The organism is Maribacter sp. 4U21 (assembly GCF_002742365.1).
GTDB lineage: Bacteria > Bacteroidota > Bacteroidia > Flavobacteriales > Flavobacteriaceae > Maribacter.
In genome coordinates, this window is the sequence record NZ_MDGN01000015.1 from 1 (window position 1) to 15323 (window position 15323).

General features: G+C 38.7%; 18 protein-coding genes. 10 read left to right on the plus strand and 8 right to left on the minus strand.

From position 1 onward, the window contains the following. Nucleotides 1-325: 325 nt before the first annotated feature. The 3 genes from BFP77_RS02655 (at nucleotide 326) to BFP77_RS02665 (ending at nucleotide 2746) form a co-directional block, all read left to right on the plus strand. Nucleotides 326-940: a DUF2652 domain-containing protein gene (locus BFP77_RS02655; RefSeq protein WP_099572595.1), complete on the plus strand. Its 615-nt coding sequence runs from the start codon at nucleotides 326-328 to the stop codon at nucleotides 938-940. 94 nt (nucleotides 941-1034) lie between these two features. Continuing rightward, the gene (locus tag BFP77_RS02660; protein WP_099572531.1) at nucleotides 1035-1526 is read left to right on the plus strand and encodes a Dps family protein; all 492 of its coding nucleotides are present in this window, start codon (nucleotides 1035-1037) and stop codon (nucleotides 1524-1526) included. 173 nt (nucleotides 1527-1699) lie between these two features. Then, nucleotides 1700-2746: a helix-turn-helix transcriptional regulator gene (locus tag BFP77_RS02665; RefSeq protein ID WP_099572532.1), complete on the plus strand. Its 1047-nt coding sequence runs from the start codon at nucleotides 1700-1702 to the stop codon at nucleotides 2744-2746. A 9-nt stretch (nucleotides 2747-2755) separates the two neighbouring features. Here the strand turns inward: BFP77_RS02665 and BFP77_RS02670 are convergent, their stop codons facing one another. The 3 genes from BFP77_RS02670 to BFP77_RS02680 are packed head-to-tail and all read right to left on the minus strand — an operon-like array spanning nucleotide 2756 to nucleotide 3634. Beyond that, complete coding sequence (locus BFP77_RS02670; RefSeq protein WP_099572533.1) at nucleotides 2756-2950, minus strand: hypothetical protein; 195 nt, start codon at nucleotides 2948-2950, stop codon at nucleotides 2756-2758. Between the two features lie 3 nt (nucleotides 2951-2953). After that, nucleotides 2954-3301: a hypothetical protein gene (locus BFP77_RS02675; RefSeq protein WP_099572534.1), complete on the minus strand. Its 348-nt coding sequence runs from the start codon at nucleotides 3299-3301 to the stop codon at nucleotides 2954-2956. After that, entirely contained in the window at nucleotides 3302-3634 is a 333-nt protein-coding gene (locus tag BFP77_RS02680) for a YtxH domain-containing protein (protein WP_099572535.1), read from the minus strand. A 279-nt stretch (nucleotides 3635-3913) separates the two neighbouring features. Between BFP77_RS02680 and BFP77_RS16895 the strand changes: the two genes are divergently transcribed. From BFP77_RS16895 to BFP77_RS16900, 7 genes are read left to right on the plus strand one after another with little or no spacing between them, the layout of a single operon-like run. Continuing rightward, nucleotides 3914-4081 carry a hypothetical protein gene (locus tag BFP77_RS16895; RefSeq protein WP_180272290.1) on the plus strand — a complete coding sequence of 56 codons (168 nt, stop codon included), beginning with the start codon at nucleotides 3914-3916 and terminating at the stop codon, nucleotides 4079-4081. Between the two features lie 48 nt (nucleotides 4082-4129). Continuing rightward, nucleotides 4130-7861, plus strand: a complete 3732-nt coding sequence (locus BFP77_RS02685; RefSeq protein WP_099572536.1) for a ShlB/FhaC/HecB family hemolysin secretion/activation protein — start codon at nucleotides 4130-4132, stop codon at nucleotides 7859-7861. Nucleotides 7862-7888: 27 nt separating this feature from the next. After that, on the plus strand, nucleotides 7889-9097 hold the full coding sequence (locus BFP77_RS02690; protein ID WP_099572537.1) for a Pycsar system effector family protein: 1209 nt from the start codon (nucleotides 7889-7891) through the stop codon (nucleotides 9095-9097). Nucleotides 9098-9108: 11 nt separating this feature from the next. Then, nucleotides 9109-9345: a hypothetical protein gene (locus tag BFP77_RS17200; protein ID WP_257212840.1), complete on the plus strand. Its 237-nt coding sequence runs from the start codon at nucleotides 9109-9111 to the stop codon at nucleotides 9343-9345. Nucleotides 9346-9372: 27 nt separating this feature from the next. Next, nucleotides 9373-9543, plus strand: coding sequence for a hypothetical protein (locus BFP77_RS17205; protein WP_257212841.1), 171 nt, complete (start codon nucleotides 9373-9375; stop codon nucleotides 9541-9543). Between the two features lie 19 nt (nucleotides 9544-9562). Then, entirely contained in the window at nucleotides 9563-9766 is a 204-nt protein-coding gene (locus BFP77_RS02700; RefSeq protein WP_099572596.1) for a hypothetical protein, read from the plus strand. Nucleotides 9767-9800: 34 nt separating this feature from the next. Further along, nucleotides 9801-9938 carry a hypothetical protein gene (locus BFP77_RS16900; RefSeq protein ID WP_180272291.1) on the plus strand — a complete coding sequence of 46 codons (138 nt, stop codon included), beginning with the start codon at nucleotides 9801-9803 and terminating at the stop codon, nucleotides 9936-9938. A 58-nt stretch (nucleotides 9939-9996) separates the two neighbouring features. On the opposite strand, the gene BFP77_RS02705 is transcribed toward BFP77_RS16900, so the two are convergent. The 5 genes from BFP77_RS02705 to BFP77_RS02725 all read right to left on the minus strand — a co-directional run bounded on the left by BFP77_RS02705 (nucleotide 9997) and on the right by BFP77_RS02725 (nucleotide 15165). Next, nucleotides 9997-11271 carry an NRAMP family divalent metal transporter gene (locus BFP77_RS02705; protein WP_099572538.1) on the minus strand — a complete coding sequence of 425 codons (1275 nt, stop codon included), beginning with the start codon at nucleotides 11269-11271 and terminating at the stop codon, nucleotides 9997-9999. Between the two features lie 4 nt (nucleotides 11272-11275). Continuing rightward, a complete protein-coding gene (locus tag BFP77_RS02710; protein ID WP_099572539.1) occupies nucleotides 11276-11944 on the minus strand; it encodes a bifunctional 4-hydroxy-2-oxoglutarate aldolase/2-dehydro-3-deoxy-phosphogluconate aldolase in 669 nt (222 codons plus the stop codon). Between the two features lie 2 nt (nucleotides 11945-11946). After that, nucleotides 11947-12987 carry a sugar kinase gene (locus BFP77_RS02715; RefSeq protein WP_099572540.1) on the minus strand — a complete coding sequence of 347 codons (1041 nt, stop codon included), beginning with the start codon at nucleotides 12985-12987 and terminating at the stop codon, nucleotides 11947-11949. Between the two features lie 98 nt (nucleotides 12988-13085). Further along, nucleotides 13086-13847 carry an SDR family NAD(P)-dependent oxidoreductase gene (locus BFP77_RS02720; RefSeq protein WP_099572541.1) on the minus strand — a complete coding sequence of 254 codons (762 nt, stop codon included), beginning with the start codon at nucleotides 13845-13847 and terminating at the stop codon, nucleotides 13086-13088. Nucleotides 13848-13869: 22 nt separating this feature from the next. Then, a complete protein-coding gene (locus tag BFP77_RS02725) occupies nucleotides 13870-15165 on the minus strand; it encodes an MFS transporter (RefSeq protein ID WP_099572542.1) in 1296 nt (431 codons plus the stop codon). Nucleotides 15166-15323: the final 158 nt, after the last annotated feature.

Below are 15323 nucleotides of genomic sequence, written 5' to 3' on the forward strand. Positions count from 1 at the left end.
TAATGCGATTTGGGTTTGAGTAAATCCGACTTGTAAAAGACTCTGAATTTGATACCTTTGAGATAGGGTCAATTGTTTGTAATGTTTCATGCAAGATCAATATAAATATTGAACCTAAAATACTTGGGGCTAGCCCCAAGTATTTTAAATATGCATGTTGCACTTATGACTTGAACTTAGAATTGTTAAAAGCGTAATCCATGTACATTGCTGATAAATAAAACAATCGTGCTTATGGATGGTAGCTGAGATAAATAGCTTTAGTTTCATTAGTAGGATTTTACTATGGTTAGGAAACCCTTCAGAATTAGATAAAGACAACATTATGAAAGGATTACCAACATTAATCTGTATTCCGGATATCAGTGGTTTTACTGAATTTATGAGTGAGACGGATTTTGATTTGAGCTCCAAAGTGATACCCACATTATTGAACAATATCATTTACTCCAATGAAATAGGGCTAAAAGTATCGGAAATTGAGGGCGATGCCGTTTTGTTCTATAAATCTGGTGAGATGCCATCACTTGTAAATTTAATTAAGCAATGTGTCTATTTTTATACAGAGTTCTATAAACAGATGGATATACTTAGAGAAAAATATAGGGACAGCAAAGATGCAACCGTAATTCCAGAAATTTTGGGATTAAAAATTATATTGCACTATGGGGCAGCGATAGCATTGACTAAGGTAGGTACTCGTATTAAATTATTTGGAGAGGATTTGATAGTCGCTCATAGACTACTTAAAAATGATATAGAAATGGACGAATATTTATTGCTCTCGCAAGGCTTGACCGATTATTATAAGCGCAACAATCTGAATGAAGACTTTGAATGGGCCAGATTAAAGGAGAGTTCTACAATATATGATCATGTTGGCGAGATAAAATACTCCTCTATAGATTTAAAGCCATTGGTAGATAGCGGTAAGTATTAGTCGCTTTTTTAAATGGGTCAAAGTCTCTTTGGTCTACGACAAGCATTAAGAGTTTGTTCTCATAACTTCGTGGTGTAACAAAAAAAGAAAGATTATGAGTTATTTGGATATTAAATCGGACAAAATAGAACCAATAATTGAAGAGTTGAACATCTTATTGGCAGATTATCATGTATACTATCAAAATTTAAGGGGGTTTCATTGGAACGTATTGGGAAAGAATTTCTTCGACCTTCATGAAAAATTCGAGGAATTGTATGGTGATGCACGCATTAAAATTGATGAAATTGCCGAACGTATCCTTACCCTTAGACATCATCCCAAAAGTAGATTTTCTTCCTATTTGAAAAATGCCTCCGTACAGGAAGTATCATCAATGATTACAGATCACGAAATGGTAAAAAGTATTTTAAAAGACCATGAAACCATTCTTAGGCAATTAAGCAAAGTAATTAAAAAAGCAGAGGATGCCGGCGATGAGGGAACCATAGATATGATAGGAGCATATATTGGTAGTTTAGAAAAAGTGAGTTGGATGCTAAATGCTTGGAGTAAAGACACAGACGGTGAATTGGCAGGAAAATAATTCAACCTAAATAACAAACTTAAAAGTCCCGCATACGGGACTTTTTTTGTGCTCATAAAATGAAAATAATTGTCCATACAGTTTTTTTTGAAACAGTTTTAATTTTCAATCTTAAAATAATGTACCTTTCTACGTTGGAAATAATTTCTTCTTAATATCTGAGGTAAATAGGTATGATTACGATTCAAATCACGGCAAAAAGTACAGCAGGTACCGTAAAGCAAATCCAAGAGGTCATTGGAGGCAAGATAACCGAAAGATGGGGAGAATATATGTTGACCGTAAATAGCAAATATGCAACAGGTAATATTCGTTTTATAACTTTTGATTGGGGGGTAAGTCTGTTAGAATATGAAATCACCTTTCATGACGAAGTAACACTTATTATGGATACCTCGGAATATAACCCCATCCATTTTACCTATTGTTTAGAGGGTTATTGTAAACATCGTTTTGGAAATCAAACCGAACAGGAAATAAAGACACTGGAGCAATTTCAGTCCGTCATTATAACAAGTAGGGATGGAGGTCATAATTACGGATATTTTCCAAAAGATGAGAAGCTTGCCATTAACGTCATACAAATAACAAGAAAGAAGTTCTTGAATAAGCGCCTTAATGGGGTCGATGCTCTTAATAAAAAGCTTTACGAGGTTTTTGTAGATACCGATCATGATAATGCTTTTGCCTATTATGGTTCCTACAACTTAAAACTGGCCGATAAAATTGGTGCTTTTCGTAAGGTGCGAAATAAAAATGGAATGATTCGTATTATGCAGATAGAGGGTCTAGTCTATGAGACCTTGGCCCTTCATATTGCTCAGCACGAAAAAGATAATAAGGGAGATTTACCGCCAACGTCATTGTTACGAAGTGAGTTGAAAATTGTAAGGTCTCTAGCTACTAAAATAGTGAAGAATGTAGCCCAAGACTACACATTGGATAAGCTTTCTTTAGAATCCGGTTTGTCACAGGCTAAGCTACAGGAAGGTTTTAAGCTTTTGTACGCAAGAACGGTTACGGAATATATAAGACATGCGAGATTGGAGGCAGCAAGGGACTACCTAAGTAATTCAGATATGAATGTTTCCCAAGTGGTCTATACCATAGGATTTAGTAGCCGTAGCTATTTTTCTAAAATTTTTAAGAATAAATATGGCATTAGTCCCAGTGAGTTTCATGCCAATGTAAAACAGAATTTGGAAATGGCAGCCTTGTAGTAGCCAAGGTTATCTAATTATTTTTCTGATAAGGTATAAGATACCGTATTTCTTGACCGCTGACATGACGGTAGACATCCAGCTATAAGGACTCAAATCTTCTTTAACATCTTGCTTTAGCCCCTTTATCTCTTCTAAGGCAATTTCTCGCTCAAGACTAAGGCGTTTTAAATCGTATTCTACTTCCTCTAAATTTGTATACATAACTTAATCGAAAAATTTTAGGGATAGTTTCCTCACCACAGCATTATCTATTTTTTTACGGACCTTAAAGGTAATAGCAGCTACGATGAGTAGAAGCATTCCCATCACAACGCAGGCTAAGGCTATGCTCCCTAGGATTTGACCTAAGTAAATAATACCTGCGACCATAAAGAATATCATAGCTAAGAGCAGCAAACTTCCTATGAGGAACATTTTACCGAACATTCCCGTAGTCATTGCTAACTGCTGAAATATTTTCAACTTGTAATATTCACGGGTCTTCTCATAAAGCTGTTGACCGGTGTCAACAGCTTTGTTGGAAGTGTCGTTAAGTGATTCAATTACACTCATCTATGACGTTTTCTGTAATTTTTTGTTCTTTGCTTTAAGCTCGGACAATTTCTTTTCCAATGTGGTGATAACATCTTCAGTTTTGTAACTTACGTCAGATACCAGATTATTCATTCTTGTGTCTAGGGTATCTTTTTCAGAAATTAATTTACTTACCACGGTTTCTTTTAAATCTACGGCGTTTTCTGCAAGAGTATCTTTTGTAGCAGCCGCTTGGTCTGCAATTTTTCTTCTTGTATTGGTTCCTTTATCGGGGGCATATAGAATTCCTAATGCGGCTCCTATGGCAGACCCTGCAATTACTGCTAATAATGTGTTACTGTTATTACTCATATCATGTATTTTATGTTAACTATGATGTCCTTCATCATTTATCACCACAAAATTGCGCTTTATTGCTCGGCTTCGTTAGCTCAAATACTTTAAATGTTGACGGAATCCCCAATTGGCAAAAGGGTCAAGATTTTAAGGGAATGCAACAAGGAAGCACAAACACTGTAATTAAGTTTGTAATTACGGCATGTTAACGGTAGGACAGTTGAGGTGAAATGCGGTCAAAAAAAATCCGGTACGCTATTGTGCCATAAAATTCATCACAAAAAATAAAATAATATGAAGCAAGGAGAAGAAAACACAGAATTTGTAAAGGAATCTGAAAACGAAACGTCAAAGTTCATATTTCAGAAAAACAACAAAACCAAGGTCGGTGCTGCGGTTATCATCATTTTTCTAGTACTTATTACTTTAGGTATTGTCCTATCAGGAGTATCCTTCAATTAAGCCAGTTCTTATTTTGCTCTTACTTTATTGTTCAACGAAATTCTTTATATGACAAAGTGCTCCATATTTGTAAATTTTATAGCGTCAAAAATCCAGACAATTATTTTAATAGTACTCACTACACTACCTATTTCCTGTGCCACTTACAAAGAACAATCCAATATGAATCAGGTAAATATTCCGCGCTCAAAAGAAATAATGCATACTTTTTATGTTGCAGGCGGATATGGTAATATTTCCGAAACTTCCAATCAAAATTTATTAGATGCCTTTAAAAAGGAATTATCCTCGGCAAACGAAAACAGTACGCTCTTGTTTACGGGTGATAACGTTTCTCCGCTAACAAATAAATGGAAAGAAGATAAACAGCTAATAGACGAACAACTGGCATTGACTTCAGAGTTCAAGGGTAAAACGATTTTTCTTCCTGGCAATAACGAATGGAAAAGTTATAACTTGGATAAGATGGAAAGTGTAGAGGATTACCTGAAAGAGGAGGATGTAAAGAACGTTGCCGTTTTCCCTGAGAACGGATGCCCCATTGAGCACCAAGTGATAAACGATGATTTAGATTTGATACTAATAGATTCCAAGTGGTTTGTTTCCAACTGGTCCCGTCTGGTGGATATCAATAGAAAGTGTTCGGACATTGTTACCAGAAGGCGCTTCATGGAAGAATTGGAAGGTTATATTAACGATGGGCAAGGTAAGAACATTGTTATTGCGATGCATCATCCTGTATTTAGCAATGGCACTTATGCCGGTAATGAGACATTTAATCAGCACATGACTCCATTACCTGTCCTAGGAACTGTTAGGAATACCGTAATGGATTTGGGTGCGTTTAACCCTGAGCATTTGAACTCTCGTAGATACAATTATCTTAGAATAGCCGTAAGTGCATTGGCCCAAGCAAATGACAGAATTACCCTATTATCCGGTCATGAAGAAAATCTTCAATTACTTTCTGGCGGTGGAATACATCAAATAGTAAGTGGTTCGTTAAGTTCAAAAAGTGCAACAAAGCTCGGAAAGAACAGGATGACAGCTATCGGCGGCTCGCTGGAGTATCAAGGTAACTTCGCTCAAGGCGAAAGAGGTTTTGCTAAACTAATGTATTATGGCGATGGGTCTTCCGATGTAACGTTTATAAGGGAGAATGGTACGGATAAATCTTTTGACGTACTTCCTTCATTAAATCCATCAGGGAAGAAGTTTAACTTTGACAAAATAAGTAAAAAGACCGTTACCGCCCAAGTTTTGGAGTTTACGGAGGACATGGACAAAAGCGGATTTTATGAGTTTCTATGGGGAGAACGCTACCGTAGCTATTTCACAAAATCTGTTGAGGCACCAGTGGTTCGTTTGGATACCTTGTACGGTGGACTAAATGTAGTAAAAGAAGGTGGTGGGCACCAATCCTTTTCCTTACGTTTGGAGGATGAGAACGGTAAGCAGTATGCCATGCGTTCGTTAAAGAAAAGTGCATTAAAATTCTTGAAATTTAAACTTCCAGGGGTAGCCTATACGGAAGACGATTTCATGGATACCTGGGCGGAAGAAGTTATTTCAGATTTCTTTACTACAGCACACCCCTATATTCAGTTGGTGATCGACCCCTTAGCGAAATCGGTTGGTATTAATCATTCCGATACGGAACTCTTTTACGTACCAAAGCAAGAAACTCTAGGAAAGTACAATGAAGATTTTGGCGATGAACTGTACTTTATAGAAAGACGGCCGTCTGAAGAACAATTGAATTATAAGGGCTACAGGCGTACCATGGATACGAATAGCGGAGTGGTTACGGATTATGAAAGTACCACGGATATGTTGGAGAAGATTAAAAGCGATGAGTCTTATACCATTGATGAGAAAAACTTTATCAGGGCCCGTATTTTCGACATGCTCATCGGGGATTGGGATAGACATCAAGATCAATGGCGATGGATCGAGTACGAAGGAGAAGACGGAGATAAGGAATTTATGCCCATACCGAGGGATAGGGATAATGCCTTTGCCAAATTTGACGGCGCAGCACTTAAACTAATTAAGCTTTTTGTGCCCAATGCAAGAAGATGGCAAACCTTTGACGATAACATCAATAATGTGAAGTGGCAGAACATGGGAGGCCACAAAATGGATAGGGCCTTATTAACTGGATACGATGCCGAAGTATGGGAAAGTGAAGCTAAGATAATTCAAGAGAATATTACCAAGGAAATAATAGATTTGGCTTTCAGGAGACTACCTGAGTCAATCCAAGATGGGACAGCAGAGAAAATAAAGTCAAATCTTACGGCCAGACTACAACAGTTGCCGGAGAAAGCAAAGGAATATGGTAACTATCTCAGTAAAGTTGTAGCGATAACAGGAACAGAAAAAGATGACCTCTTTGAAATCGAAAGAATGCCAAACGGAGAGACAAAGGTTGTTGTAAAACGTTTGTTATCCGATGAGAAGAACGAAAAAATATACGAGCGGGTTTTCACGGATAAGATTACCAAAGAAATTTGGTTGTATGGTTTAGGGGACGATGATGATTACAAACTGTCTGGTCATGAATCTTCAAAGACCAGAATAAAGATAGTGGGTGGCTACGGAGAGGATAGCTATAGCATTGACAATACTTCTAAGCTTAAGATCTTTGACTGGGAGCATGAAAAGTCAGATTTTATAAAGGAGGAACCAAAAACGCAAATGAGTGATCTCTATAAAACCAACACCTATCATTGGCGTTACTTTAAGCCCAATACAAATACGGTTGCACCAACTATTGGTTTTAGGACCGATGATGGTATTTTCTTGGGCGCCGCAAATACCTTTGTTAAAAATGGCTTAAATGGTAATCCTTTCTTACAGAAACATCAAATTAAAGCTAATTATTATTTTGGTTTTCAGGCCTCGGAATTTCAATATACAGGAATATGGGGTAACATTTTTCCTAAATGGAATTTTGAATTGGATGGATACTACACTAGCGATAGTTATGTAAGAAACTTTTTTGGTATCGGCAATGAGTCCGTTAATGACGAAGATAGCGTAGGCCGTGATTTTTATAGAGCACGCTTAAGGCAGTTTAAGGCCAGCGCGGGAATTGCCTATTATACCCTACGTTTAAGAGGATTGTTTGAGTCCTTTAGGGTAAATGAGAATGATCAACGGTTGTTCAATAAAAATAATTTAAATCCTGTACTCTTTGAGAATCAGAATTATGGCGGAGCAGAATTAAGTGGATACTATGATAATTCAGATGCCAAGGACTTTCCTTCAAAGTCCATTTATATAGGACTTAAGGCGGGGTACAAATCAAATTTGACTCTAGCGGACAATGCGTTTGGTTACGCTAGTTTAAAAGTAGGTTTCAATCATAAAATTACTTCTTCGGGAGCATTGGTCTTTGGTGCTACAGCAGAATATAGGTCGCTTTTTAACGAAAAAGACGTCTTTTTCTATCATCGGCCATCATTGGGAGGAGCCAACGGGCTCAGAGGTTTTAGGGACGAACGTTTTACAGGAAAATCCTATTTTTATCAAAGTTCGGATTTAAAGCTAAGATTAAAGCGTTACATCACTGCCGTATCTCCGGTAACTATAGGTCTTTATGGTGGGTTCGATTACGGTCGTACTTGGCAACCGGGCGAAAATTCTAAGGTGTGGCATACCTCCCAAGGTGTGGGTTTATGGATAAGTAGTTTAAAGGCACTCACCTTTAACGTAGGATATTTTAATTCAAGGGAAAGTAACTTGGTTCAGGTTGGTTTCAATCTCGCTGTCTAATATCGATTTTTAACTAAAAACAAACCAATGTCGGATATCCTATCAAAAGTAGAAGCATACGTGGTAGAAATGTTAAGTTCAGAGACCAATGGGTCGTTCCTTTACCATAATCTAAGACATACACAGCGGGTTGTGAACAGCGCAAAAAAATTAATAGAAGGGGAGAAGGTTACGGAAGATGATGGTCAAAAGCTGCTTATTGCGGCCTGGTTTCACGATTTGGGCTATACACAGTCTATCAATGACCACGAGGAGCACAGTTGCTCCTTGGCCAAACAGTTTCTAGAGCAAGAAGCTGTTGATGCCGATTACATGGATGAGGTGTGCGATTTAATTAGAGCCACCAAAAAAGATTACGAACCTAGAAACAAATTGGAAGAAATTATCAGGGATGCCGATTCTTCTCATTTCGCGAAAAAAAGCTTTATGGCCACTACGGAGCTTTTGAGAGAGGAGCTTTCGCTCTTGGGAGTAGCACAATACTCCAATGACGAATGGCAAGAAGAAAACATACGACTGTTAAGGGTAAAACATAGATTTTATACGGATTACGCCAAGGAGAACTGGCAAAAAGAGAAAGATAAGAACGTAAAAAAGCTGGTAAAAGCGAAGAAAAAGAGTAAAAAGCTGGTTAAGAAAGAAACTTTAAAGGCAAAGTTTAAAGGAAATTTACCGGACAGGGGTATACAGACGTTATACAGGGTTACCCTTAGAAATCATTTAAAGCTTAGTGATATCGCGGACACTAAGGCCAATATATTACTTTCGGTAAACGCCATTATTATTTCTTTGGCCCTTGCGAATTTGATTCCCAAATTAGATAATCCCTCCAACGATTACCTAATTTATCCAACATTTATATTTATTGTTTTTAGTGTTGTTTCCATGGTAATGTCCATTTTAGCCACTAAACCGAATGTAACTAGTGGTGAATTTACAGATGAGGATGTCGCCAATAAAAATGTGAACCTCTTATTTTTTGGGAATTTTCATAAGATGGAATTATCAAAATACAGTTGGGCAATGAAAGAGTTAGTGAAGGATAGGGATTATATATATGATTCTTTAACAAAAGACCTCTACTACTTGGGTCTAGTGTTGGAGCGAAAGTACAGACTCTTGCGGTGGACCTATACCGTTTTTATGATAGGGATGATACTTTCTGTTCTAGTCTTTGGGATTGCACTAAAATTTTATGGTCCTGAACGCATGTTGGAATTACCAACCATGGAATAAAAATGAAAACTATGAAAACAATCAAACGATTTGTACTTTCTGTAATGACCATAAGTTTTCTTTTGGCATGCCAATCGGAAAGTAAAGGACAGACTCCCGAGGCCGTAAAAAAGTCATTTAAAAGTAAATATCCCAACGACTCCGACCCGGATTGGAGAAAAGACAAGAATGGAAATTTTGAATCTCATTTTAAGAAAGATGGGGAACATTACAGAGCAGACTTTGCACCGAACGGCGAGTGGATATAAACAGAATCGAACATTAAGAAAAAAGAATTGCCAAAGGCCATTCTAAAGGCTTTAGAAGCGGATTTTGAAGATGTAGAAATCGTTGAAATTGAAAAGGTATACCACACGACCAAAGGAAGCTTCTATTACGTCGAGATTAAGATTGACGGTAAGAAGAAGGATTTAGAATTTTTAAGCGATGGTAAACGAATCAATTAATTTTTTAAACAGAAGCAGTATGAGAACTAGTAAATTATTCCTATTCATAGCGTTAAGCACTTTCATGTTCATGGGTGCATGTAGGGAACAAAAAGAAGATAAAGGTTCTCTTGAAAGGGCAGCGGAGAAGGCAGAAGACGGTTTAGAACGCGCTGCAGAAGAGGTAGAAGGCGCTTACGATGATGTAAAGGAAGAACTTGATGGAGAAACCGACGATAATTAATTAAGTTTTTTCAAGATTAAAGAACACAAATTAAATGAAAAAACTTATTCAAATTATAGTAGCAGGGTACGGAGCCAAGAAAATTGGTGGAGGTAAATGCGGTTGTATCGGAACTGTTTTTGTATTTCTAATACTTTACTGGATTTTCGGTTATGTACTTAACTACTTTTAATTCATCACACTAAGTCATGAATAAGCTTTAGAATTACGGGACAAGTGGTCAGACAGCGCTAAAAGTAGGCCAGTAAGGCTACCACACCATTATAGGAAATGGTACAGGCAAAGAGTAATGAAATTCCCAAACCAATATTTACCCATATACTGGTTTTATGGTCTTTCATCATTTTTTTATTGTTGATGAGGAGGAGTATGCCCACAATTACAAGAGGAAGGACGAAGACATTAAATACTTGAGATACAATCTGCATTTCAATGGGGTTCGCACCGAAAACAGGAACAATTAAGGCGAATAAACAGGCAAAAAAAGTAATTATTCTAAATTGTCTGGAACTAGTGTCCAGCTCGCCTGATTGGTAATCGGCAACGAGGATAGGAGCTATTAATAAGCAAGGAAAAATTGACGATAATCCTGCGCTCAATGTCCCAAAAAAGAAGAGCGTTAAAGCAAATTTTCCAGCTATGGGCTCTAAGGTATTCACCATATCCAAAACTTTCGTAACAGGCTGGCCCTGATGGAACAATGCACCGCTAGCAACTGCCATTACAAAAGCACTTATTACAAATACGAGACATGCGGCTATTATGGCGTCCTTCTTTTGTTGCTTTAGGTTTTCAATGGTCCATCCCTTGCCTTTAACAAATAGCGGTCTAGATAAAAATGTAGCTGCGGCCATAGTGGTTCCTACAAAAGCGGCTACCATCATTTGGCCTCCCTCTACTTTGGGAATCGACGGCACCAACCCGCGAACTACCTCGATGGGTAGGGGGTATACCATAAAAAGGGATATTATGAACGAAAGCCCCATTACGGTCACGAATATGACCAGTATTTTTTCAAAAAAAGTATACTTTCCCACAAGCAATAAGGCATACATAATTGCAATGACCGCAATTGCAACTAACAGCACCGTCTCATATCGCAGGCCTTCTAGTTGGGGAAAATAAATTAAGAAAATTTCATAAATGATATTTGATGAAATCCCTAAAATGCCCATTAGTGAATTCCATTGTCCAAAAGATATACCAATGATTATTAGGACGGCGAGAATCTTTCCACCCTTAATATGTTTCTTAAAGCTATACAATGCCGTTTCTTCTGAAATCAAAGCATAATTGCCGTAGGCGAACATCAATAGACCTGAAAAAACACAACTTAATAGGAGCACCCATAATAATTGCATTCCGTAAGTACTTCCTGCAACGATCATGGAGGTAACGCTACCGGTTCCGATGGTATAACCGATAGCGAAAATGCCCGGACCAAAGGTCAGTACGGCGGCAAGTAACTTTTTTAAAACCGAATTACCTGCTTTTGAGGTTTTCATCTTGCTAGGCTCTTATCTTTTTAATTTTACTTAAAGTCTCAACGACTAAACTTTCCAAGCCAGCAAAATTTTGATCTGCTAGAATTTCTTTACTTATGAGTTTGGAACCCATGCCAACACAGGTAACCCCAGCACCAAACCAGGCTCTTAGGTTTTCCTCATCCGTACTAACACCTCCCGTAGGCATGACGCTCGTCCAAGGTTGCGGACCTTTAATGCCCTTTACAAAACCAGGGCCATAGATAGCTCCGGGAAAGAGTTTTACAATTTCGCAACCTAGTTCCTCGGCCCTATTTATTTCGGTCAGGGAACCACAGCCGGGGGACCATAGGACTTTCCTACGGTTACATACGATTGCGATGTCTTCCCTTAGGGACGGCGTTACAATAAAATTGGCCCCCATCTGCATAAAGAGCGATGCGGCCGCCGCATCGGTTATTGAGCCAACTCCCATAATCATTCCCGGAAGTTTTTCAATTGCGTACCTGTTCAGTTCGGAAAAAACCTCAAAGGCAAAGTCACCTCTCGCGGTAAATTCCATAAGTCGTGCGCCACCATCATAACAGGCTTTCAGTACTTTTTTCCCCAATGCGATGTCTGGGTGATAAAATAAAGGAACCATACCCGATTCCTTCATTATGGTTGCTACTTCTATTCTCGAATATTGAGCCATATTTATCTTGCTACTCTACCGGAGGCATCCCCTCCTTTTAGTTTATTTACTTCTTCGACGGTTACCAAATTGGCATCACCTTTAATCGTATGTTTTAAACAGGATGCCGCTACGGCGAAATCCAAAGCGTTTTGGTCATCCTCGGGATAATGCAGTAGTCCGTATATTAATCCGCCCATAAAAGAATCGCCTCCCCCAACTCTATCAACGATATCCGTAATTTGATATTGACGCGTTTCATACATTTTCTCCCCATCATAAAGCACACCTGCCCAGGTATTATGAGATGCCGATATGGAGCCTCTTAAGGTCGTGATTACCTTCTTGGCTTTTGGAAACTTTTTCATCATCTGTTTACATACGGATAAAAAGGCTTCAGCTTTTACTTCACTGCCGTGCTTATGCACATCAAGGCCTTTTGGGTGTATTCCAAAGTGTTTTTCGGCATCTTCCTCGTTCCCTAAAATAATATCGCAATAGGAAGTAAGCTCTGTCATTATGCCTTCCCGGTCTCCCCCATAATTCCATAATTTGGCGCGATAATTCAAGTCCGTTGAAATTGTGATGCCCATTTCACTTGCTACCTTTACTGCTTCCAAACACGCATCTGCCGCTCCTTGGGAAATAGCCGGAGTGATACCCGTCCAATGAAACCATCCTGCATCTTTGAAAACGTTCTTCCAATTAATCATTCCAGGTTCTATTTCGCATATGGCAGAATGGGCACGGTCATAAACTACTTTACTGCCCCTGCTTACAGCACCTGTCTCTAAAAAATAGATGCCAAGACGGTCTCCTCCAAAAATGATGTTCTGTGTATTAACGCCTCTCTTCCGCATTTCCATTAATGCACATTCTCCGATGTCATTCTTTGGTAGTCTTGTAACAAAATCAACAGGGACCCCATAATTTGCCAGAGATACCGCGACATTAGATTCACCGCCCCCATAAACTACATCAAAACTATTAGTTTGAGAAAATCTTAAAAATCCCGGAGGAGCTAAACGTAGCATTATTTCTCCAAAGGTCACTACTTTTTTCATTTGAATCATATTAGTTTAAAACTGCCTTTTACCACATAAGTCCGGTTAGTTCTATAAACACCTACATGGCAAAAAAGCAGTACTTAAATCATTAGTTATTAAATACCAAGTGCTTGTCCACCACCGATTTGAATAGTTTCCGCAGTTATGAAGGAAGCATCTTTACTAGCTAGGAAAGAGATGACTCCCGCCACATCTTCCGGTTGCCCTAATCTTCCTAAAAGAATATTATTTGCCCAAGAGGCAAAGACTTCTGGTTTTGTAGCTTTAATCTGCGCATGGAAAGGAGTGTCTATCGTGCCGGGAGACACTGCGTTCACTCGAATACCGTATTCGGCCAAGTCTTTGGCCAATGCTCTGGTTATGGCATGAACTCCCGCCTTTGATGTGCCGTAGATACCTGCACCGGGACCACCGGCCGTCCACCCTGCGTTAGAAGTGTAGTTGATTATTGATGGGTGTTCCCCTTTCTTAAGGAAGGGTATAGCGGCTCTTGAAGCGAAGAATACGGAATCCAGGTTCAGTGCCATTACTTTTCTGTAAAACTCCGTTGTCATTTCCTCGAATCTTGATCTACCTCCCAGACCACCTGCGTTGTTCACAAGTACATCTATTCTACCATATTTTTCCCCTATGGCTTTTATGTTTGAACTTACTGCGTCATCGTCCGTAACATCGAAACCCAGGTACTCGGCAGTAATTCCGTCTGTGTTCAGTTCCTTTAATCTTTCAGCTCCTGCTGCATCGTCAATACCGTTTAAAACTACGGTATACCCATCCTTTCCCAATCTCTTGGCAACTTCAAAACCTATTCCTCCTGTAGCCCCTGTAACTACTGCAACTTTTCCTTTATTACTCATATGCTATTAATTTTAATCTATTTTAATTTCTTATATTATTTATTGTGGTGTCTACTAATTTTACTTTTCCAATTAAGATGAAAATAGCTAGAACCGCTAAAACCACTGATACGGTGATAGCTACAAAGGCCGGCGTATAAGAACCTCCTTTGGTAATAGTTCCAATAAACCAGTTCATAATAATTGGAGATACGGCGGCAACCGTCCCTGCTAAGCCAGCCAAGGTACCTACTGAGGGCCCTTTGAATAAATCGCTGGATAAGGTCTGAATATTACCGATGGCAAATTGGAACCCGAAGAGGGCCAATCCTGCAAGATATATGAAGGTCATGTAGTTAGAATCGGAGACGAACGTTATAATGGAAACAAAGCCTACAATAATTAAAAGACACCCTATTACTATACTTGCTTTTCTGCCAACATCAACGGATGTACGTTTTATAATGGCCTCAGTGAACATTCCTCCTAAGATTCCTCCTGCGGCCGCCATTAGGTAGGAAATCCACATAGTCTTTCCAATTTCTTCTATGCTCAATCCAAATTTTGAATTCAGATAAATGGGCATCCAACCGGCAAAAAACCACCATATTGGTTCAATGAAAAACCTACACAACAATATTCCCCATGGTTGTTTATAACTTAGTATTTTGGTTACGCTTAGACTTTTGGCACCTTCGACGGCAACATCATTATTTTCTATCCTGTCGTTCAGTATCAAATTTCTTTCTTCCTCGGAAATCCATGGATGATCTTCCGGTTTTGATTTGTTTAGGATAAACCAAGGAATTACCCAAAGCAGACCTATGACCCCCAATATCACATAGGTAGACTTCCATCCAAATTGAGCATATAAATAGACTATGATAACCGGAGCTATGACATTTCCAATGGAAGCTCCAGAGTTAAAAATACCTTGTGCGAGTGCTCGTTGTTTTACAGGAAACCACTCCCCGTTACTTTTTACGGCTCCAGGCCATAAACCTGCCTCTCCAAGCCCCAGCATTCCGCGTACTGCTGATAGGGAAACTATTCCCTGAGCCACCGCATGAAATGTCGCTGCTAATGACCAGACCACTATAGAAAGGATAAAACCGATTCTAGTGCCTATTTTGTCATACAATCTTCCGGATAAAAATTTACTAAGGGCATACGTTACCATGAAGATATTAAGCATTAAGGCGTAATCGGAATTATCCATGCCCAAATCTTCACCCATTTGCGGCCACAAAAGTGCAAAAGCTGTTCTATCAATGTAATTAATAACGGTCGCCACAAAAATCAATGTGATAATCCACCATCTTAAACCTTTAACTTTCATGGGCTTTTCATTTGTTTAATAATGCACATTGATAAATTTCTACGACACGAGTACCCGAGCAACTTGCCTTAATAAGTACTTATGATTTAGCTAAGAATTTTTGGAAGTAATTCAACTGAGTGCTAATTACCGATGCATTCTTATTTAGTTAATTTCTA